This window comes from Methanothermobacter defluvii (assembly GCF_003385755.1).
Lineage (GTDB): Archaea > Methanobacteriota > Methanobacteria > Methanobacteriales > Methanothermobacteraceae > Methanothermobacter > Methanothermobacter thermautotrophicus.
On the sequence record NZ_QREL01000001.1, the window covers coordinates 1,090,882 to 1,110,228 of the forward strand.

Annotated in this window: 21 protein-coding genes; 9 read left to right on the forward strand and 12 right to left on the reverse strand. The window is 49.2% G+C overall.

Features of this window, described 5'->3' with window-relative positions; all coding sequences use genetic code 11:
• Window positions 1-70: 70 nt before the first annotated feature.
• Both polB2 and C7452_RS05680 read right to left on the reverse strand, forming a co-directional pair.
• Window positions 71-742: a DNA polymerase PolB subunit 2 gene (gene polB2, locus C7452_RS05675; RefSeq protein ID WP_115892488.1), complete on the reverse strand. Its 672-nt coding sequence runs from the start codon at window positions 740-742 to the stop codon at window positions 71-73.
• 18 nt (window positions 743-760) lie between these two features.
• Complete coding sequence (locus C7452_RS05680; protein WP_010875846.1) at window positions 761-1,144, reverse strand: 30S ribosomal protein S8e; 384 nt, start codon at window positions 1,142-1,144, stop codon at window positions 761-763.
• 365 nt (window positions 1,145-1,509) lie between these two features.
• On the opposite strand from C7452_RS05680, the gene hypE reads away from it, so the two are divergent.
• From hypE to C7452_RS05715, 7 genes are all read left to right on the forward strand, one after another.
• A complete protein-coding gene (gene hypE, locus C7452_RS05685) occupies window positions 1,510-2,520 on the forward strand; it encodes a hydrogenase expression/formation protein HypE (protein ID WP_048060768.1) in 1,011 nt (336 codons plus the stop codon).
• 21 nt (window positions 2,521-2,541) lie between these two features.
• Window positions 2,542-2,958 (forward strand): RDD family protein, encoded by a 417-nt coding sequence (locus C7452_RS05690; protein ID WP_115892489.1) that lies wholly within the window; start codon window positions 2,542-2,544, stop codon window positions 2,956-2,958.
• On the forward strand, window positions 2,942-3,559 hold the full coding sequence (locus tag C7452_RS05695) for a 5-formyltetrahydrofolate cyclo-ligase (RefSeq protein WP_115892490.1): 618 nt from the start codon (window positions 2,942-2,944) through the stop codon (window positions 3,557-3,559). The genes C7452_RS05690 and C7452_RS05695 overlap by 17 nt, the downstream gene beginning before the upstream one ends.
• A 314-nt stretch (window positions 3,560-3,873) precedes the next feature.
• Entirely contained in the window at window positions 3,874-5,151 is a 1,278-nt protein-coding gene (locus C7452_RS05700) for a DEAD/DEAH box helicase (protein ID WP_115892491.1), read from the forward strand.
• A gap of 362 nt (window positions 5,152-5,513) precedes the next feature.
• Window positions 5,514-5,948 carry a hypothetical protein gene (locus C7452_RS05705; RefSeq protein ID WP_048060767.1) on the forward strand — a complete coding sequence of 145 codons (435 nt, stop codon included), beginning with the start codon at window positions 5,514-5,516 and terminating at the stop codon, window positions 5,946-5,948.
• Window positions 5,949-5,980: 32 nt separating this feature from the next.
• A complete protein-coding gene (locus tag C7452_RS05710) occupies window positions 5,981-6,604 on the forward strand; it encodes an energy-coupling factor ABC transporter permease (RefSeq protein WP_010875839.1) in 624 nt (207 codons plus the stop codon).
• Complete coding sequence (locus C7452_RS05715; RefSeq protein WP_010875838.1) at window positions 6,605-7,081, forward strand: hypothetical protein; 477 nt, start codon at window positions 6,605-6,607, stop codon at window positions 7,079-7,081.
• Between the two features lie 3 nt (window positions 7,082-7,084).
• Here C7452_RS05715 and C7452_RS05720 read toward each other — a convergent pair whose 3' ends face one another.
• Window positions 7,085-7,783 (reverse strand): CDGSH iron-sulfur domain-containing protein, encoded by a 699-nt coding sequence (locus C7452_RS05720; protein WP_238374220.1) that lies wholly within the window; start codon window positions 7,781-7,783, stop codon window positions 7,085-7,087.
• A 338-nt stretch (window positions 7,784-8,121) separates the two neighbouring features.
• Between C7452_RS05720 and C7452_RS05725 the strand changes: the two genes are divergently transcribed.
• Window positions 8,122-9,498: an ATP-binding protein gene (locus C7452_RS05725; protein WP_010875835.1), complete on the forward strand. Its 1,377-nt coding sequence runs from the start codon at window positions 8,122-8,124 to the stop codon at window positions 9,496-9,498.
• An 83-nt stretch (window positions 9,499-9,581) separates the two neighbouring features.
• Here the strand turns inward: C7452_RS05725 and C7452_RS05730 are convergent, their stop codons facing one another.
• The 9 genes from C7452_RS05730 to C7452_RS05770 all read right to left on the reverse strand — a co-directional run bounded on the left by C7452_RS05730 (window position 9,582) and on the right by C7452_RS05770 (window position 18,716).
• Window positions 9,582-10,958 (reverse strand): MFS transporter, encoded by a 1,377-nt coding sequence (locus tag C7452_RS05730; protein ID WP_010875834.1) that lies wholly within the window; start codon window positions 10,956-10,958, stop codon window positions 9,582-9,584.
• Window positions 10,959-11,115: 157 nt separating this feature from the next.
• Entirely contained in the window at window positions 11,116-12,615 is a 1,500-nt protein-coding gene (locus tag C7452_RS05735) for a glutamate synthase-related protein (RefSeq protein WP_010875833.1), read from the reverse strand.
• Window positions 12,616-12,627: 12 nt separating this feature from the next.
• Window positions 12,628-13,686 (reverse strand): Coenzyme F420 hydrogenase/dehydrogenase, beta subunit C-terminal domain, encoded by a 1,059-nt coding sequence (locus tag C7452_RS05740; RefSeq protein ID WP_010875832.1) that lies wholly within the window; start codon window positions 13,684-13,686, stop codon window positions 12,628-12,630.
• Window positions 13,686-14,375 (reverse strand): GltB/FmdC/FwdC-like GXGXG domain-containing protein, encoded by a 690-nt coding sequence (locus tag C7452_RS05745; protein WP_010875831.1) that lies wholly within the window; start codon window positions 14,373-14,375, stop codon window positions 13,686-13,688. Before C7452_RS05745 ends, C7452_RS05740 begins: the two co-directional genes overlap by 1 nt.
• Before the next feature lie 10 nt (window positions 14,376-14,385).
• Window positions 14,386-15,303, reverse strand: a complete 918-nt coding sequence (locus C7452_RS05750; protein ID WP_010875830.1) for a class II glutamine amidotransferase — start codon at window positions 15,301-15,303, stop codon at window positions 14,386-14,388.
• On the reverse strand, window positions 15,291-15,869 hold the full coding sequence (gene pdxT, locus C7452_RS05755; protein WP_010875829.1) for a pyridoxal 5'-phosphate synthase glutaminase subunit PdxT: 579 nt from the start codon (window positions 15,867-15,869) through the stop codon (window positions 15,291-15,293). The genes C7452_RS05750 and pdxT overlap by 13 nt, the downstream gene beginning before the upstream one ends.
• A gap of 278 nt (window positions 15,870-16,147) precedes the next feature.
• Window positions 16,148-17,125, reverse strand: coding sequence for a malate dehydrogenase (locus C7452_RS05760; protein WP_010875827.1), 978 nt, complete (start codon window positions 17,123-17,125; stop codon window positions 16,148-16,150).
• 11 nt (window positions 17,126-17,136) lie between these two features.
• Window positions 17,137-17,694, reverse strand: coding sequence for a HEAT repeat domain-containing protein (locus C7452_RS05765; protein ID WP_115892492.1), 558 nt, complete (start codon window positions 17,692-17,694; stop codon window positions 17,137-17,139).
• 131 nt (window positions 17,695-17,825) lie between these two features.
• Window positions 17,826-18,716, reverse strand: coding sequence for a tetratricopeptide repeat protein (locus C7452_RS05770; RefSeq protein WP_083750435.1), 891 nt, complete (start codon window positions 18,714-18,716; stop codon window positions 17,826-17,828).
• Between the two features lie 146 nt (window positions 18,717-18,862).
• On the opposite strand from C7452_RS05770, the gene C7452_RS05775 reads away from it, so the two are divergent.
• Window positions 18,863-19,347: isocitrate/isopropylmalate family dehydrogenase (locus C7452_RS05775; protein WP_245942858.1), on the forward strand; the 485-nt coding region annotated here is incomplete at its 3' end.

Below are 19,347 nucleotides of genomic sequence, written 5' to 3' on the forward strand. Positions count from 1 at the left end.
TCTTAAAACAAAGGATAGCTTCCAGCTGATTAGAAATAACGAAAAGTGTTAAAAGAAAGCCTTCAGCCAATTAAAAGAACGCGTCGATGCTGCTCTGCCTTTCACCCGAGGATAACGAATTCATATCCTCTGTGGAGTAACCCAGGGATGACATTATGCGTGATACCGCAGCCATCACCTGGTTTTCAATGTAATAGTCGGGGTCGTATCCCATGCCTTCTGCGTCCTCAACCGGGAAGGCCCTCTGACTTATGGGGCCCCTTCCCTTCACGATGATGTATCTAACTATGGAGCCCCTCTCAACACGCCTTCCCTTCTCCAGGGATCTCTTTGCAGCGATGACATGGGGACCTATCTGTTTGTACTCAGAGAGGTCCCTTGTGATCTGGGTGTGTATCACCAGGTCATCGAGTTCCACGTCACCCCGTCTTATGCGCCCCACGACTTCCCTTATTATCTCCCTTACCTTCTCAGGAGATCCATCGCGGAGGATGGCCATAAGAACCTTTCGCTGGGTTTTTTTAGCTATTGGTGCCCAGTCACGCCTTACAAGTTCAAGACCCTTTGCAACTATTGTGTCATCCTCTATGAGGGCGTATCGCTTCTTTGTTACGAAAAAGCCCCTGCGGTAGAAGCCCTCAAATTCCAGTTCCATACCCTCAGGGAGGTTACTGTTTATGTGTTTCAGGAACCTTTTCACCTGGGAGAGTATCTCATCCTCCACCTTAGACAACTGGGACACCGCTGGGGTTCAATCCTTTTATTCCCTGATCAGGACTCCGTTTATGACACCGTCCTGACCTGGCCTTGATGTGACCCTGACGTTCCCGAGGTTTGTCTCAACGACAGCACCCCTGGTTATGATGTTCCTCCTTACGAAGTGGGGGTTCGCTGTGTTCTCAACAACGTTCCTTATCTCTGCAATTTCAACCTTACCGGTTTCAGGGTCAACAACGTTTATCCTTGTATCTGAAGCGAGCCTGACCTTGGTGTTACCTCCGCGTGTCCTTATCAGCCTTACACGCCTGTCACCGATCTTTGTCTCAGCAGGCTCCCTTCCAAGTTCGTACTTCCTTTTACCACGATTCATCTTGGCTCTTCCGCCACTGGGTTTTTTCATTGATTTACCTTGCCAGATTGCCATTATTTCACCTCAATCATTCATACAAGAATCAGTAAAACTGAGTTTAAGAAACTTAGTGACTCAGTACAGATAAATTTATCTATAGTATGGGCCGCACCATTTAAAAAGATTGTGCTTCACAGGATCATGCTGGAAGATAAACCTGGCCGCGCCCGGAAGGCAGTACCACTCCCACTTTTTAAGTGGATTGCAGCCACAGTAATTAATTTTCCCGGTCACAGATAAATGCATTCCCCCAGATCAGGGTGTTCATCCATACATATCCTGGCTTCTCAGACACAGATAAAATCCAGACAGAGGTCCGTGAAAGGTTTTATACAATCAGCAAGATACCCTATAGGCAAGAGATTATGCAAGGTGAATCTATGAAAATCGGCATGTCCCATGGTGCAGGCGGAGAAGTGATGCAGGACCTTATATCAGATATAATACTATCAAACATCCATAACACGAGGGTTAACGGCGGAGTTGGCCTCGAGGACCTCGACGACGGTGCAAGCATACCCCTTGGGGACTATGAGATCGTTATCAGTACGGATGGTCACACCATTGACCCCCTCTTCTTCCCGGGAGGGGACATAGGCAGGATAGCCGTTGCAGGTACCGTCAATGATATATCTGTCATGGGGGCAAGGCCCCTTGCAATTGCAAATGCAATGATAATAAGTGAGGGATTCCCTGGGGAGGACCTTGAGAGGATCATAAAGTCCATGGACGCAGTTTCAAGGGAGACCGGCGTGTCCATTGTCACAGGCGACACCAAGGTCATGGAACAGGGAAAACTTGACAGGATGGTCATAACAACCACAGGTATAGGTGTCGTTGGGCGTGGTGAAACAGTCAGGGACTCCGGACTGAGGCCCGGTGATAAGATCATACTGACCGGGAGTGTCGGGGACCATGGGATGGCCCTCATGGCATTCCGTGAGGGATTCGGATTCGACACAGACCTCGAATCAGATGTGGCCCCTGTCTGGGGTATAGTGGAGGCAGCCCTGAACGTGGGGGGTGTTACAGCAATGAAGGACCCCACCAGGGGCGGTATAGCCAATGCCCTCAATGAGATGGCTGATAAATCAGGTGTGGGTATGGTCCTGGATGAGGACAGCATACCCGTACGGGAGGAGGTGAAGGCCGTCTCCGAGATGCTTGGAATAGACCCCTATGAGGTTGCAAATGAGGGCAAGGTTATCATCGGCGTGGACCCGGAATACGCCGAGGACGTCCTGGCTGCTGTTAGGAGTGCCCCCTACGGTGAGGAGGCCCGGATAATAGGTGAGGTAACAGATGATAAACATGTGATCCTTGAGACCAGCCTTGGGGGAAGAAGGATACTTGAGGCCCCTGTGGCTGATCCTGTCCCGAGGGTGTGTTGAAGGCCCTGAAGGAGGGGTGATATGGTTGAGTTATGGAAAGAGAGGTTATATGCATTCATCGTGGACTTTCTGATTGTCACCGCAATAATGTACATCCTCACGGTGGCTGTCTACCCTGCCGTGCTGCTCCTTAACCTGTTCAGCATCTACAGCTACTGGCTGCCCCTCCTTGCATTAATAACACTTATATACTTCAGCTACCTGGAATATCATGGCGGAACCCCTGGTAAGAGGATGCAGGGCCTTATGGTTGTCTCAGCGGAGGGTGATCTTCAGCCCTGGCAGGTGATTCTGAGGAACCTTTCAAAGGTGCTCTGGCTTCCCCTGGCAGTGGATCTCCTGGTGGGTTACCCGCTGGGGCATTTAAGGATCCTTGATGCCATTGCCAGGACACGTGTCATCAGAACCAGGAAGGTCGATGATGGAGGAGAAAGATAGGATAAGAAACCAGATCTGGGATCTCCTCGTGGAGAAGGGTGTCAGTAAGAGGCCCCATGGACGAATACCAGACTTTAAGGGTTCTTTTGATGCTGCGAAGCGGCTTTCGAGGACAGTTGAATGGGAGAGGGCTGGTGTAGTGTTCTGCTCCCCTGACTCGGCCCAGAGCCCGGTTAGAAGACTTGTGCTTGAGGCCGGGAAGGACCTCATAATGCCCACCCCAAAGATAAAGGATGGCTACCTCCTCATAGGGGGTGATGTACCTGATGCTGAAGCCGCGTCAACGATAGGGGGTGCCTACATGTACGGTTCACCCATCAGGGAGTTCCCTCAGGTTGACCTTGTTGTGGAGGGATCCGTGGCTGTTGACCTTCAGGGAAACCGTCTCGGTAAGGGTGGAGGCTACGGTGACAGGGAGATATCTGAACTCAGGGGTCAGGGTGCAATAGATGAGGATACACCCCTTGCAACAACCGTTGATGAACTCCAGATAATAAGGAGGGTCCCGGTTGAGGAGCATGATGAGATGATAAACATGATAGTAACACCACTACGGGTGATCAGGCCCCTCCTGGATGACCGGATACCCCGGGTGGTCTAAAGAGAAACAGAAGAATACAGCACCGCTCGAGAGCAGCCAAAAACACCGGAAACAAAAGAATACACCACCCAGACAACAGCGACCAGCCCCAAAAAACACCACAAACAAAAGAATACACCACCCAGACAACTCCAGGAACACCTCACGGATGAAAAAACCAACAGTTTAAATACTCCCGGGTACAATAGAGTAGCTGTGTACTGATTTTTAATTATCTGTGCCTGGCAGAATCCTGAACTTCCAGTTTGAAAATGGTCTGCCAGATGGCAGCTGATAATTGATAAATCGATTTTTAAGAATCTAAGGAAGATAAAATGAAAGGATTAGAATTTAGTGAGTTTGATATCTCAGGGGATATAAACAGGGCCCTTGATGATATGGGATTTGAGAGCACAACTCCAATCCAGGCACTTACACTACCTGTTACACTTGACGGTATGGACGTTGTTGGTGAGGCCCAGACAGGGACCGGAAAAACAGCTGCATTCGCCATACCCGTACTTGAGAACCTTGAAGCCGAGAGGGTGCCCCAGGCCCTCATAATCTGTCCGACACGCGAGCTCTGTCTCCAGGTCTCAGAGGAGATCAAGAGGATAGGTAAATACATGAAGGTGAAGGTCCTCGCGGTCTATGGTGGTCAGAGTATCGGTAACCAGATAGCACAGCTAAGGAGGGGGGTTCATGTCATCGTTGCAACCCCTGGTAGACTGATAGACCACATCGAGAGGGGGACCGTTGATCTGGGAGGTATATCCACCGTTGTCCTTGATGAGGCAGATGAAATGCTGAACATGGGATTCATTGATGACATAGAGCGTATACTATCCCATGTACCTGAGAGAAGGCAGACCATGCTCTTCTCTGCAACGGTTTCAAAGCCCATACTCAGGATTGCAAGGAAGTACATGAGGAACCCCCAGGTTATGCGTGTGGAGAAGAAGCACAGCCCCAAGATAGATGAGTTCTACTTCAAAACCAGGGAGGAGGATAAGGTTGAGCTCCTCGACTGGATACTCTCATCAAACAATATCAGGATGGGACTCATATTCTGTAACACCAAGAGAAGGGTCCAGAGGTTGAGAAGGCAGCTGAACCGTATGGGTTACTCTGCAGATGAGATCCACGGTGATCTTTCACAGTCAAAGCGTGAGCGTGTCATGGAGAGATTCAGAAGGGGAGATTTCAGTCTCCTTGTTGCAACGGATGTTGCTGCCCGTGGTATTCACGTACCCGATGTCGAGGCCGTTGTGAACTATGACCTGCCCTTTGAGAACGAGTACTACGTTCACCGTATAGGCCGTACAGGGCGAGCCGGTTCAAGCGGGAAGTCCTTCACCCTCGTCGTTGGAAGGGAGGTTCACCGCCTGAGAAGGATCCAGTCATTCACAGGTAAGAGGATAAAGCAGAGCAACATGCCCTCCCCTGAGGAGATAAGGAGGGGATATGAGATGGACCTCAGGGAGATCCTCAGGAGGAACCTGGAATCAAAGACTTACAGTGACTCTGAAATCCTTGAGAGCCTTGCTGGTGAGGGTTACAGTTTCAGGGACATCTCACACGCCCTTCTGGATGTACTGGAATCATCCAAATAATCAATTTTTGAGCAATAACCTTTTTTGACTGAGTTCATCATACCTCGAAAGTGGCAAATAACGCTTTAAATTATCATAACAGCTGATGGGTGAAAAAGATCCATCAGCCGCTATTTTTAAGATGCCTGATCGCCGGCACGTTAAAGGTGTTTCCAGATCATTCCATGAGACGGTTACCACCGGATGACCAGTTAACTGACTTCAACACCCTTTTGGGGAGGGGGAAATACCGGGCCTGCCAGATTTTAACATGCACCACCGCCCTGAAGACCATTCTGTATTACTTTTATTCTGTAAATCCTGGAATGAGTAATAAAAGATTTTATATATTGAAGATAACCAAGTAGTTAGCGGTGATCATCATGAAAAGGATCCTTATACTGCTGGCTGCGGTGTCACTGGTGATCGGTTTATCACACCATGCATGCGCCCATCCAGGTCACGGTTACTACCTTGAGGAACCCTCAGATTCAGGTGACAGCGACTCTGATTCATCAACAACCACATCCCCTGCTCCCACCAAAAAGACTTCAGACAGGAGCAGCACAGGTTCAGGGACAAAGACCAGTAAATCCCCGAGTGGAGGTGTGGAAACAGGTTCAGCTCAGGGAGAAGCAGCTGACGTTTCAGCACAGAATAAAACCGATATTCAGGGACAGGATGGGAATGAAAGTACCCCATCAGGGAACATAACCGGAAAAGAGAAACAAGGAACCTCAGGGTACGGGTTCATCCCGGCAGTTGCAGGGCTCTCCCTGGTTTTCGGTTTAACAGCCTTAAGATTTCCAAGGCAGTGATTTCTCTTAATTAACCCATGGAGGCTGGATAAGTGCATATACCCGACGGAATCATACCATTATGGCAGTGCGCAGTCTACTGGGCTGTGGCGCTCATAAACATAGGAATATTCTTCTACATATTCTCAAAGAAACCCCAGAAGGAAAGGAGAATCGTTGGAACGGGCCTTTTTGCTGCGGCTGCAGCGGCTGTATCCTCCATATCCGTACCATCACCCTTCGGTGTCCCGGTACACTTCTTCCTCATACCCCTCGCAGCCATACTGCTGGGACCCCTCACAGCCGTCATCGTTGCAACCCTCTGCCTGGTAATCCAGTTCTTCATACTGGGTATGGGTGGCCTGACAAGTATGGGTGCCAACATACTCACAATGGGTATAGGCCTCGGTGTCGGTACATACGCGGTCTACAGTGTTGTGAGTGAACTTGACAGGAGCCTCGCAGTCTTCACCGCCACCTTCTTCGGTATAATGGTTGCCACGGTGTTCCACATCATGATACTCCTTGCAGCGGGTGTTGCTGGTCCTGAAATGCTGATGGCGACACTTATACCGTTCTACATCTTTGTGGGGGTCATAGAGGGTGCTGCGAACATATTCATTGTATCCTTCCTTGAGAGGATGAAACCAGAATTAACCATGATGGAGAGGGTGTAAATGAGAATTGAACTGGCAGTTCTCCTGGTATTCCTCCTCATGGGTGGAGTGGCTGCCCACGGGATGGAGATAACCCCTGAGTCCTTCATTGTAATAGCTGATAATTCAACGGGAAAACTTGCAAGATCAGTTGCGGATGATCTCGGGGTCAACGTCACGGTATACCGTTTCCAGAGTGCCGCTGATGTTGAGCATGAACTGGAGCATGCCCTCGGAAACCCGAATAAGAAGATACTTGCAGTTGCCTACCAGGACACCGTGAGTTCCTTCCTTAAGGCTCACCCCGAGGTAGCATACAGGGTAATGTACTGCAGCGCCGATGAGGCATCAGTAAGGGATAAGCTCCTTGAGCTGAACTCTGTTAACCCCGAGGAGGGGGGCACAGACTTTCTGACACCATTCTCATCGGGTGCCCTCATAGGGGTTACCCTGGGCATGGTGATCGGGGCCCTGTGGATGAAAAGAAAAGTGGAGTAACTGCTATTCAATCCCCCATTTTCTTTTAAACTCAAGTTTTTCCTCTGCAGTCATCCAGTGGCTTCCATCACAGAAGGGTTTGTTCTCAGATAATCCGCAGCGGCAGAGGGTAACCCTGTTTCTAACCTCATACTCCCTTCCATCGGCAGACTCTATGGGTATGCCACCCCTCACCCAGAGGGGGCCCTCGCACCTCTTCTGTTTATCATGGATGACCACTATGGATTTCTCATAGTCCCTCTCATAGGGTTTACCTGTTTTCCTGTCCCAGAGGACCAGCCTGCCGGACGGGCAGATCATTGCCTCCTCTATGGCTATCTGTATGCTCTCCCTATCTCCCTTCCTAAGGAGTTCCCTTATACCGCCGGCCCTGAGGCAGAACCTTGAATGGTCGCAGAGTTCGGGTACGTCTGTGAGTTCAAGGTCTCCCGCCCTGAAGACCCTTGCCCTTTCAATGTAGGGTTCCAGTGATGCTGTCTCGGTCCCGTCAAATCCTGTTCTGATGTGTGTACCGTCACAGTAGGGTTTATTCCCTGATTCCCCACAGCGACAGAGCACGTACCTCTCCTTAAGGGGGAACTGTCTCCTCTCAACAAATTCCCTTGTATGGCCCTCCTCATCGGTTACTATGACCTCTTCATAGAGGGGTACTGAGCCCTCAACAAGGTAGGGGCCGTTCCTGAGCACCTTTATCCTCTTCATTTTACCACGCCGTGAGAGCATGATTATGATCCCTCTTCATCTTCCAGTATAATTATGTTGACCAATCTAAATATGTGATTCCATGAACTGAGGGATCATTCAGCAGGTCATGAGTGAAAAACGTGCAGACCTCTGCCACCAAGGTGGGAGCGTTACACAAGCTGCAGATACATGTAAAATCTCATAAAATACAGCGGTGGGATCCCGGACACGACAGAAAGGTACAGAACCCATCAAAGCATGAAGGGTATATCTTTGGATCTATCCACAAGGCCCTTTTGAGTGTCCCAAAATTTTTATAATAGTTTACTCTTAAGTAAATTACTGGTGAGTAAATAATGTTTCTGGATCGTGAAAGGGAATTGCAATTCCTTGAAAGAAGATATGAAATGGGCGGACCAGAGTTTATAGTTATCTACGGGAGAAGGAGAGTGGGAAAGACAGCTCTTTTACTGGAATTTATAAGTAGACATGGTGGAATATACTTACTGGCCAGGGAGACAAGCAATCTCGAAAATCTAAAACGTTTTTCTGATAGATTATCCGAATATTTTGGGGATGATTTTCTTAAAAGGAACCCATTCCAAAATTGGGACGCCTTCTTAGAATACTTAAATCAAAAAGCCACTGAAAGATTGGTAGTGGTAATAGACGAGTTTCCTTACCTGGTTAAGGGTGATCGGTCACTCCCATCAATTCTTCAGGAATATTGGGATTTAAAACTTTCAAATGGCAGGATCTTCCTCATAATTTGTGGTTCTTCCATCAGCATGATGGAGAAACTGCTCGGCTACAAAAGCCCTATCTATGGGAGGAGAACAGGCCAGATAAACCTTAAACCCGTGGATTTTTTGCATGCAAGAGAATTTTTGCCAGGATATTCACTTGAAGATTTCATAAAAGCCTACGGTATTCTTGGAGGAAGCCCAGCCCATCTACTGGAATTTGATGATAGTAAAACCATCAAAGAAAATCTCTTAGAATATCTGAGGAGTGATTCATTACTTTATCAGGACGCCTTTTTCGTTCTCCGAGAAGAACTTGAAGAACCAAGAAATTATTTCGCCATAATGGAAGCAGTAGCAGCTGGAAAAACTTCTCTAGGAGAAATAATGAACGAAACGGGTCTTAGCAGAGCAACTGTAGCCAAATACCTGTCCGTTCTCATTGAGCTGGATTTTGTAAAGCGCGAAATCCCGATAACCGCAAGCCGAAAAAGTAGAAGGGGACGCTATTACATAAAGGACAACTATTTTGCCTTCTGGTTCCGTTACATCCACCCAAACATTGACTTCATAGAAAGCGAAAGAAGAAAAGAACTGCTAGAATTAATCATTGACGATCTTCCAAATTACCTGGGCGGAATCTTTGAAAATGTTGCAATAGAATTCCTCCCCCTAATATCCAATAAACTACCATTCAAACCCCTGAAAATTGGCCGCTGGTGGCACAAGAACGAAGAAATAGACCTTGTAGCTTTCAATGAAAAGGAAGAGAAAGCAATTCTCATCGAGGTTAAATGGAAAACTCTGAACAAAATAGAGGCAAACAAGATCCTGAAAGACCTCAATAGAAAATCCAAGATCCTTAAAATGAAAGAATGGGAACAATACCATGGAATAATAGCAAAAAGAGTGAAAGATAAAGAGAAAATTAAAGGGGGCCTAATCTGGGATCTTGAGGATATAGAAAACCTAAAGTTTAGCCCTGAGTGAATGTTCTTTAGAGGACCAGACCCGGCATCCCTATTACAGCACCTAACTGCAAAAGAAAATGATTTAAGTAGATAAGGATCCATTTAACCATCGTTTCTGCGGGCAGTTGCAGCGAAGACCCCCACAAAGCATAGCACGCCGAATATCAGGAAGCATATCCTTGTGCTCTCTATGAGGAGGTCATAGTTTGCAGGAGAGATTGGAACCCTCCCTATGAGGAATGCGAAGATAAGCGTCACTATCCCTATGCTGAAGGCCTGGCCTATGAGCCTCATGGAGCTGACGGTTGCCGATGCAATACCATAGTCCTTCCTCTCAACGGAACCCATTATGGCATTGGTGTTGGGTGATGAGAAGAAACCGAAGCCCAGTCCCAGCACGAAGAGTGATACGATTATCATTGGCACAGGGGTGGTTCTATCGAGTATGCTGAGGCTTAGGAGCGCCAGGGAGGTCACAGCCATGCCGATACCTGCAAGTGTCTGGGGGTTGAACCTGTCAGATGCCCTGCCCGCCACTGGCGCCACCAGGGCCATGACGATGGGCTGTGTCACCAGTATGAGGCCGCTTGAGCCAGGGTCAAGGCCCTTGATATACTGGAGGTGGTAGCTGAGGAGGAGTGATACTGCAAAGGTTGCACTGTAATTTATGAGGGCTGCAAGGCTTGAGAAGCTGAAGGTAAGGTTCCTGAAGAGCCTCACATTGAAGACAGGGCTGGTTGATGACAGCTCCATTCTGAGGAAAACAGCGAAGGCCCCTATGCTCAGGAGGATCATGAGGGCCCCCATGGTATCAGGGAGAGCTGAGAATCCATACATGAGTAGAAACAGGAAGATACAGTAGGATATGGATCCGGGGATATCGAAGGTTTCGCCGGCAGCATCTGCCCATTCACCATCAATTCTAAGGAGACTAACCGCGAGGACGATGACTGTCAGGGGTACCGTAGAGAGGAATATGCTCTGCCATCCCAGGAACCTTGTGAGGAATCCCCCGAGGACCGGTCCCATTGAGAGGCCAATGTAGACTGCGGCCGTGTTTATCCCTATGGCCTTACCCCGCTCATAGGGCGGGAAGACCCTTGTGAGTATGGCAAGGCCCGTCACGAATATCATGGCCGACCCGACGCCCTGGATGGCCCTGAACACTATCAGTGCCATGGCTGAGGGTGAGAAGGCCGAGAGAATCGCTGAAACAGTGAAGATTATGTTACCATAGACGAAGACCCTCTTCATCCCGTATATCTCAGACAGCCTCCCGAAGGGGACCGCAAATATGGCGGCTGCCAGGAGAAAGGCCGTGGGTATCCATGTCTGGAGTATTGCATCGATTTTAAACTGCAGCGCTATAACAGGAAGCGCCACATTGATTGATGAACCCATGAAGGGGGTGAGAAATGATGAAAGTGTTGCCGCTATAAGCACATACAAACGCAGTGACCTGTCATTGTACTCATTCAAATTTTTCCCTCCAGAAAAAACTGGTTATTACTATAGGGTGGGCCATTTAAATAATTTTCAGAGCGAATGAAATGAAAAAATTTAAAAACAGAAAAATGAAAAATTGTCTGAATCCAGTTTATCTGAAGTAAAAAGGATCAAAAAAGGTTTTAGGGGATTAGAACCTGGCCGGTGACTCCATACCTGCCAGTTTAACCCCTGTGAGTGCGGAGGCTTCAACTGTAAGGGCCCTGAGGTCGTCCTTTTCAAGTTTGCTCACATCGGTGTTACCTGCCTGCTGTGTGAGCATGCAGACCTCCTCTGTCATTGCCTCTATGTACCTTGCAACGTTCTTACCTGCCTCCACATAGTCAAGGCGCTTCCTGAGGCGGGGGTCCTGGGTTGCGATACCCTTCCTGCAGGTGCCTGTGTAACACATCTGGCAGACACGGCAGCCGATTGACACCAGGGCTGCTGTACCTATGTAGACTGCATCTGCACCGAGGGCTATGGCCTTTGCAACATCAGCCCCGCTCCTTATACCCCCTGCAGCGATAAGACTCACCTCATCACGGAGGTTGACCTCCTTGAGTGCCTCATCTGCCTCCACTATGGCCGCGATTGTGGGTATACCTGAGTGCTCGGTTACAACATCGGGACCGGCCCCTGTACCGCCCTGCATACCATCCACAACAACGGCGTCTGCACCCGCCTTTGCAGCTATCTTAACATCATCTGCAACCCTGCCTGAGGTGAACTTGACCATTATGGGGACCTTCCAGTCTGTTATCTCACGCAGCTGTGATATCTTCATGCTCAGATCCTCAGGACCCACTATGTCCATGTGCCTGGCAGGGCTCAGTGCATCGGTCCCCTCCGGTATCATCCTTATCCTTGAGACCTCGGCTGTGACCTTCTCTGCAAGGAGGTGGCCGCCCATACCTGACTTGGCGCCCTGACCTATCTTTATCTCGATGGCCTCTGAGTTGTTGAGGTACTCTGCTGATACACCGAAGCGGCCTGATGCGTACTGTGCAATGAGCTTGGAGGCGTATCTGCGCTCCTCAGGGAGCATTCCACCCTCACCTGTGTTGGTGGCTGTTCCTGCGAGGCTGGCACCCATTGCGAGGGCTATCTTGGCCTCCTTGCTGAGGGCGCCGAAGGACATGGCGGCTATCATGATGGGTGTGTCAAGTTCAAGGGGGTTCTCGGCGTACCTGTCACCTATCACGACCCTGGTGTTGCAGGGCTCCCTGTACTTGTCTATGGGTGGCCTGGATACCTGGGCCGGGATGATGACAAGGTCATCAAAGGTTGGTATCCTCCTGACGGCACCGCAGCCACGGACCTTGTATGAGCCTTCCCTTGACTTCCTCTCTATTTCAAGGAGGTCAGCAAATGACCACACGTTCCTGCGATCTTCAGGTACCGCGTTAACCTCTATCGCATTGTTAGGACACATTTCTTCACATATGCGGCACCCTACACAGTTTTCATGCCTTACTGGTACGGGTTCCCCGTTTATTATCTCGTATACGTCATGTGGACAGTTGTTGTAGCATGAGTAACAGTTTGCACAGAGTGACTCGTCCCTGTTATCGCACATGTACCAGCAGCAGCCGGGACGATCAAAGTTCCTCTTACATACCTCTTCCTTTCTTTCAACCTTAAAAGGCATTTTTAACCCCTCTTATTCCTTTAAAACCTTCAGTAATGGACATGCCGAGTATTTGGTTCCTGCAGCCTTCACAATGTCCTGGGGCTCCTCTGCCAGTACAGGTAAAGGTTTCCATGGCCTTTCCTGGTCCCTGTCAACCACCAGGGCCCCGTCGATGATTCCCTCCCTGAGGGCGTATGTGAGGAGGGCTGTTACAACACCACCATCCTGGCCCCTGAACATGGGTGCCCTCGCAGACAGGATCTCAATGTATTCCCCAAGGGGAGTAATTGCTGAGTCATGACCTATTATGCTGTCGGGTACATAGGTTCTGGGACATGCCACATAGCAGGCATTGCAGCCCTCCGGGCATGTACCCTCCACCTCTGGCTTTCTATCCTTTATGCTGACTATGTCCTCCGGGCATGAGGCCACGCAGGCCCCGCAGAGGACGCAGGCCCCCACATCTATCACATCAGACCTCAGGTCATCGAACTGGTAGTCAGTGACCTCCTCGAGATATTCCTCATCTGGCATCACCCTCCAGTAGAGGACCGGCCTTGCAACAGACTCCCTTCTTTTTATCTCCTGGAGGTTATCCTCCTTCTTACCTGATGCGAGTTTCTCAAGTATCCTGATTCCCCTCTCTGTTAAGGGTTTTGTTTCAATGTATCCTGCCTTCCTGGCCTTTTCTATGAGTTCATGGCCTCTCTCTGTCCTTATTATGATCGTTGACCATCCTTCAGGTGATCCCACGGATCCTATGGATATGTCGGACTGTTCTGATGTGAAGTCCATGCACACTGAGCAGTTCTTCCTCATGGCGGCTCTCGCCCTTTCCAGGGAAACTGAAACTTTGCTTCCATCGTTAAGGTGGAACCAGAGCCTGCCCTTCTCTATCCTGAGCTCTGATACATCTGCAAGGTCAATGCCCTCCTCCTCGGCGAGTTTTTTGAGGTATGTGTAGGAGAAGTTTTCCATGCAGAAGAGTCCGAGTTTGAGTTCAACCGGAAAGTCCTCTGTGTATCTGTCCATGAGTGTGGCTGCTGTTATCTGGCAGGGTGTTCCAACCATTGCATAGGTTCTGGTCATTATCCTTCCTCCGATTCTTCACCATAAAATGGTCTTTTACTCCTTGGCACGATCTTCCTGAAGGCCTGATAGTCTTCATCATCAAGGTTAAATCCGTAACCGGTGAGTGTTTCCCTCAGTTCCTTCTCATCCTCGGGGGTTATATCCTCAACCCTGGCGTTCTTCCCGAGGCTCTTTATTTCGCCCCTGACATAGATGGTTCCCCTTATGATGGATTCACCTGCATCCTCTGCGAGGTCGCCGAGTACTATTATGCGGCCGCCCATCATGAAGAGGCCTGTCATGAAACCTGAATTCCCGCCTATGATTATGGTCCCATTTTTCATTATCTCGCCTGTTCTTGAACCGGCGCTTTTTTTAACAACCACGGTTCCCCCGTAGATTCCCTGACCCACGCCGTCACCTGCTGAGCCATCCACCACCACTTCACCCTCTGTCATGTTGTCTGCAGGGAACCACCCTGCGTTACCATTTATCCTGACCCTTGGGCCGTGGATCATGGTGGCTGCGAAGTATCCTGCTGAGCCATCTATTATGAGTTCAACGTCCCCTGTAAGACCTGCGCCTATATAGTGCATTGCGTTGGGGTTTTTAACGACTATCCTGTCGTGGTCGGCTGCAAGGGATTTTATTGCCCTGTTAACCTCCCTCGGGGTTTTTGATCCTGCATCAATTACCGCTTCCCTCATGGTATCACCCTCATATCTCGTAGACCCTTACCTCTCCAGGGGATATCTGTTCAACCTCACTTGTGTCCATGACCTCCCTGAGGGAGACCTCCTCTGATGCGACTGCGAAGACCTCATCATTCTCTGCCATGACCCCTGGCCTCAGTCCAAGCTGGTCCTTGGCTATTCCAACACCCTGGGGTGTTCCCACTATGTATGAGAAGGGGCCATCCATGTCCTTTACTGACTGTTCAAGGGCTTCCTCGAGGCTGTAACCTGATGCCAGTTTATCTGCCACGTAGTGGACTATGCACTCTGTGTCGTTGTTTGTTTCGAATATGTGGCCCTTGCGCTCCAGCGGCTCCCTTATCTTCCAGTAGTTTGTTATCTGGCCATTGTGGACGACGGTTATGTCGGGGATGATGTAGCTCTGGAATGGGTGGGCATGGTACCTGTCAACTATACTTTCTGTTGAGAACCTTGTGTGGCCTATGGCATGGGTGCCCTTCTTTGACCAGGTGTCGTAGCGGTCTGCTATCTCAAGAACCGAACCCACATCCTTTATCATCTCAAATGAGTGGCTACCGTTCAGTACTATAACGTCATCTATGCTGTCTATATCCATTATGAGTGGTTTAAGCTGTGAGAATGATTCCAGGGTTATCCTGCACCGGTAGATTATGTGGTTCTCAACTGATGGTATGACCTCATCTGATCCTATGGGGCTTACAAGTTCAACTGTTTCCTTAACCATGTCAAGAAGTCCTGGTTTATCCTTAACCTCTATGTTAAGGAGGTAATCGTTTTCTTCAAGCCCAAGACCTCCATATATCGCGAATCCTGCTGAGTCTGGTCCCCTGTGCTGCAGTGCATGGAGCATCCTTGTCATGTCTGCCCCGACTGAGTGCAGTTTACCATCCTTGTAGACCACTCCCGCTATTCCACACAATTCAATACCTCCTTTATAAAGTATTCATGGAGTCCTGTGTCCTCTCCGAGTTCAGGGTGAAAGGCCAGTGCGAGGTTGCAGCCGTCCTTTACTGCGATTATCATATCATCGAGTTCTGAGAGAACCTCAACTCCCTCTCCCACTTCAAGGACAGCCGGCGCCCTTATGAATATTCCATGAAATTTCCTTCCAAGTATATCGATCTCATCTTCAAAGGAGTCTCTCTGTCTTCCAAAGGCGTTTCTCTTAACCTTCATATCTATGAGTCCCAGAAGGGGCTGTTCATAATCTGTTTCATCTGCAAGGAGCACCATGCCGGCACATGTGCCCATCACAGGTTTCTTTTCGCGGATTATGACGTCCTTTATCCCTGTCTCCTCCATCAGCCTACCTATTACCGTACTCTCGCCGCCGGATATTATTATTGCATCGACTGTGGAGGCTTCCTCTGCTGTCCTGACCCTCACAACCTCTGCATCTATGCCCATCTCTTCGACTGTCCTTCTGGTCATCTCGAGGTGTTCGGATACATCTCCCTGAAGAGCAAGAATACCTATCCTTATCATGGTGTCTCCTTTGAGAATTTTTTCTGGTTACCTTTTTCATGATGTGACCATATAAATATACCGGAAGATGTCTGCCGGTTGTTTCTGAACCCTGAACCCTGCAGGAAATCAGGTGCACAATGTTCAGAAATAAGGTCTTGAACTAACTTATAATTGAACAAGTATATAAAAGTTTCCATGGGGTTACTGAAAGATGGAAGGAAATGACCTCAGGGAGGTTGAATGCACACTGAAGGTCCGGCCATGGTAAACCCTTCACCCCATCACACTGAACCGGACTATAGTGGAAGTTCCTCATCAAGAAACTCCATAACCCTCCTGGTGGAGTCTCTAACATGGTTGGCGGCTTCCCTGAATGCCTCCCTTTCATCACGATCCATCAGCACAGGTACAACCCCCTCAATGCCGTTCTTACCCAGTTTAACAGGTACTCCGAGGCAAACATCCCTTATACCATCGATTTCACCCTCCATGAGGGTTGAAACCGTGAGTATCCTGCGTTCATCATTCAGGATGGTGGTGACTATGTTGGATATTGCAAAGGCCGGTCCATACTCGGTGGCCCCCTTCCTGCTTATGATGTTGCTCCCTGCATGGATGACCTTGTCTATGGTCTTTTTGAGGTCAAACTTCTTGTAACCTGAGAAGTAGTCCCTCCGGGCATAGTGCTCTATGGGTATGCCCCCTATGGAGGTTGAACTTATGAGTGGGACCATGTAGGGACCGTGCTGACCTATAACCCTGGTGTGAACCTCACTCACATGGACATTGAAGTGCCTTGCCATGTAGTTCTTGAGCCTCAGGGAGTCCAGGTGGTTTCCAAGGCCGAAGACCCTGCTGGGGTGAAAACCCGAATACCTGAGGGCAACATAGGTCATCACATCCACAGGGTTTGTAACAACCAGTATAATTGAATCCGGGGCGAATCTTGCGATCTGCCTTGCATAATCTGCAACGATCCTGCCGTTCTTAAATGCAAGATCATCCCTGTCCATATCAGCCGTTCTGGGGACACCCGCAGTTATCACCACTATCCTTGAACCGTAGACGTTTTCAATGTCTGCAGAGTTTTCCAGCTTGACTGAAACACCCTTGGCTGCGAGGGCGTCGCTCATATCAAGGACCTCGCCGAGGTTCTGTTCAAGACTCTCCTTCCTTGAGATGAGGTGGAGGGTCTTCACAGCCTCCTCCTCTGCAAGACAGAGGGCCGTTGCCCTTCCAACACGTCCCGTTGACCCAATTATACTTACCTTCAAGGGGGTTCCTCCTAGTGGGTTTCAAGGTAGTTAACTGCCACCTTCCTTGCAAAACCGGTACCTGTCTCTGCAAGTTTCTCCATTGCAGCCCTGACCCTTTCACCGCCGATCTGCTCCAGTGAGCGAGCGGCACCACTCCTCACAAATCCACTGTCATCTTCAAGGAGCTTTATGAGGGGTTCAACAGCCCTTTCATCCTGGAAATTACCTATGATCCAGGCAGCGGCACCCCTTATCCTCCAGTCCTCATTTGAGAGACTCTCAAGGAGGGGCTCAAAGGCCTCATCACCCATCCTGGATAGTGCTGTTGAAACATCCCTCCTCACCCACTTGTTCTCATCGGCCATAGCCTTTATGAGGGGTTCAACTGCTCTGGGATCTCCAATGTTACCCAGGGCTGCTGCGGCCCCCCTCCTAACAGATTTGTCACTGTCATCAAGGGCCTCAATGAGCTGTTCAACAGCGGGTTCCCCTATTTCAGATAGGAGCTCAACGATCTGAACCCTCATATGTTCATCGCCTTCCCTTAACTGCTCAATGAGCCTCTCAATGTTTTCTCTTCTCTGCATAATACCACCTTTACATATTATGTTCAGAAAGATAGATATGTTTATCGCGGATCTGGAGGAAACATGGGCATGAATAGCTATTTTATTCAGAAAGGACTGCACCACTCAGATATCAGGACATCCCATATGAGTTACATCTTGCTGAGGGTGTTTATGATCTTCATGGTCACAGATTCAGCTTCCCCCATTTCAAGGGACCTGAATATTTCAAGGGCCTCCTTGAATACCTTGTAAAGGTTTTCCCGCTCGTCCATGATGAAGAGAATAACCCCCATTATCACCAGGGACACGGCAGCACCCCTGGAGTCCCCGGCGTCCCTGAAGATTCTTGTGGCTCTCTTAATGAACTTTAGTGCCTCGTAGATCTCACCCTCCTCCAGATGATACCTCCCGATGAGGATGTTGAGGAGACCCTCTGTCTGCCTATCACGTATGACCCCTGCTGATTCGAGGTTGTCCTCCAGGACTTCAATGTCACGATTCTCCCAGCAAACCGCATAATCCTCAAAGCCTTCAAGTAGCTCCACCAGTCTGTCCGAAAACCTGAAGACGGCCACTGTCTCTGAGCCCAGTCCAGGGTTCTCTGACGGTTCCTCACATGATTCCTCTTCAGGTGGTTCCTGAGTGGTCAGTGCCTCCCTTATCTTGCCTGCCTCATAGATCTTCTCCCTGAGTTCCTCTGCAAGGGGTGGATTGAGATCAGAATATATGGAGAGAGCCTCTGAGTAGTGTTCCATTGCCCTGTCAAATTCCCTCAGAGCCATGAGTGAATCACCAAGAAGTTCAGAGGCATAGGCAACTCCCTCAGGAAATTTGAGTTTTCTGTAGGTCTCAAGGGCCTCCTCAAAGTTCCTGACAGCCCTTTCAAGTTCGCCCCGGTCCAGGTATATGACTCCGATGTCTATGAGGACCTCTGCCTCGTGCTCCTGGTACTCATGAAGTTTCTTCTTGTAGTGTCTGAGGGCACTGCGATCATCCCTCAGAGACTCAAAAATGCTCAGAAGATTAAGATAAAACATCATAAAATCCCGTCCCCATGACACATAAAAGGGAATATGAAGACATCATAAAAACCCCCAGCTTCCAAACTATTTTTATCATTACAGCCTTAAAATATTATCCCATGCAGATCATTCAGCTTCATGAGAACACTTCAAGAGGAATTTAAATGTACAGGATAACGGTCATACCCGGTGATGGGATCGGAGTGGAGGTGATGGAGGCAGCCCTTCACGTCCTCCAGGCCCTTGAAATTGAATTTGAATTCACACATGCAGAGGCAGGTAATGAGTGCTTCAGGCGCTGCGGCGACACACTGCCGGAGGAAACCCTGAAGCTTGTCAGGAAGGCTGATGCAACACTCTTCGGTGCTGTGACGACTGTGCCAGGACAGAAGAGTGCCATAATCACATTGAGGCGTGAGCTGGATCTTTTTGCGAATTTGAGGCCAGTTAAGTCCCTGCCAGGTGTCCCCTGCCTCTACCCGGACCTTGACTTTGTTATTGTGCGGGAGAACACCGAGGACCTCTATGTCGGTGACGAGGAGTACACCCCTGAGGGCGCCGTTGCAAAAAGAATCATAACAAGAACCGCCTCCAGGAGAATCAGCCAATTCGCCTTCCAGTACGCCCAGAAAGAGGGCATGCAAAAGGT